The sequence below is a fragment of the Sphingomonas faeni genome, assembly GCF_003053745.1.
Taxonomy (GTDB): Bacteria; Pseudomonadota; Alphaproteobacteria; order Sphingomonadales; family Sphingomonadaceae; genus Sphingomonas; species Sphingomonas faeni.
The window spans coordinates 1-1,433 of sequence record NZ_QAYE01000031.1; the positions used below are offsets into that span (position 1 = coordinate 1).

Consider the following 1,433-nt stretch of genomic DNA (forward strand, 5'->3'; position numbering starts at 1 on the left):
GCGCCGCTTCGATAGAGGCCGTCGTAACCTGCATAGGCGTCGGCCTGGAGAAAGCCTCGAAATCCGGCGAGATGGGCTTGCGGATGTGCACCGGTGCGGTCGATCGTGAAGCGATACCATGTCGCAGGCGGGGTCGTGTTGCCCGAGGCGCGGTCGTCGACTGCATAGACCCATAGCCGCCCGGTCGCGGTGCGTCCGCGCCCCGGGTCGAGCACGGGAACTGGCGTGTCGTCCGCATGGATCTTGTCGCCTTTCAGCACCTCCTCGCGAATGCGACTGACGATGGGGTCGAGCAGCGCGGCTGCCTGACCGACCCAGCCCGCCAGCGTCGAGCGGTCGATGTCCACGCCTTGGGCCGCCATTATTTCAGACTGCCGATAAAGCGGCAGATGATGTTCGAACTTCGAGACGACGACATGCGCCAGCGTCGCAAAAGTCGCTTTTCCGCGTGCGACCGCCTTCACCGGGGCAGCCGCCTGGACGATCTTCTCACACGTCCGGCAGCTGTATTTCGGTCGGACGTTCCGCACCACGCGCCAGTGCACCGGCAGGACGTCGAGCACCTCATGGGCGTCTTGCCCGAGGCGACGTAGCGCACCGCCGCAGTCCGGGCATGTGCAGGCGCCGGAGGCGGGTTCGTGGACGACCTCCTCGCGTGGCAGGTGGTCGGGCAACGCACGGACTAATGCTGGCCGCACGGACGTGTCTGACGAGGCCGCGCCGGTCTCCGGGACCGCGCTCTCGGTTTCCAGTTCTTCGAGCGCGAGTTCGAGCTGGGCGATCTCGCGCGTCAGCTTCTCGGAAGATGCGCCGAACTGCATCCGCCGCAGCCGGGCGATCTGACCACGCAGTGTCTCAATGAGCAGGTCGCGGGCGGCGAGTGCCGCATTGGCCCGGGCGAGCGACGCCTCCAGCACGGCAATCCGCGCCTCGGCATCAGATGGGGCAAGAGGGGCTTGCGACACCTCATTTTCATAGCAGTTCGCGCACTCTCACACGAGCAAAAATGGCGGAAAAGCTATGTTTTTAGCCTGCCAATGTTGGTGCCCATGTCCGCTCTGGGCGGCGCCAGTCGATGCCCTCCAGAAGCATCGACACCTGCGCCGATGTCAGCGCCACTGTGCCTGTCGCGGTCACCGGCCAGACGAAACGCCCCCGGTCCATCCGCTTCGAAAACAGGCAGAGTCCCTGACCGTCGAACCACAGCAATTTGATCAGGTCGCCGCGCTTGCCACGGAACGCGAACAGCGCACCGGAATGTGGTTTCTCTCGGAGCACCTGCTGCACCAATACCGCCAGGCCATCGAAGCCCTTGCGCATGTCGGTGACGCCGCATGCCAGGAATATCCGCGTCGATGTCGGCTGCGGGATCATCGGGTCAGCACGCCGATCACGCGCGACAGCGCCTCGGCGTCGACCGTGCCGTCGACGGT

The 1,433-nt window shown here is 65.3% G+C and carries 2 protein-coding genes; both read right to left on the reverse strand.

Going from position 1 to position 1,433, the window contains the following annotated elements; genetic code table 11:
* On the reverse strand, positions 1 to 965 hold a 965-nt coding region (tnpC, locus tag C8J25_RS20130; protein ID WP_244187251.1), incomplete at its 3' end, for an IS66 family transposase.
* Positions 966 to 1,026: 61 nt separating this feature from the next.
* Positions 1,027 to 1,374 carry an IS66 family insertion sequence element accessory protein TnpB gene (gene tnpB, locus C8J25_RS20135; RefSeq protein WP_031439429.1) on the reverse strand — a complete coding sequence of 116 codons (348 nt, stop codon included), beginning with the start codon at positions 1,372 to 1,374 and terminating at the stop codon, positions 1,027 to 1,029.
* Positions 1,375 to 1,433 lie beyond the last annotated feature (59 nt).

Excerpts from the sequence above, each read along its gene's own strand:
- tnpB (WP_031439429.1), bottom strand. The coding sequence starts at position 1,374 with ATGATCCCGCAGCCGACATCGACGCGGATATTCCTGGCATGCGGCGTC.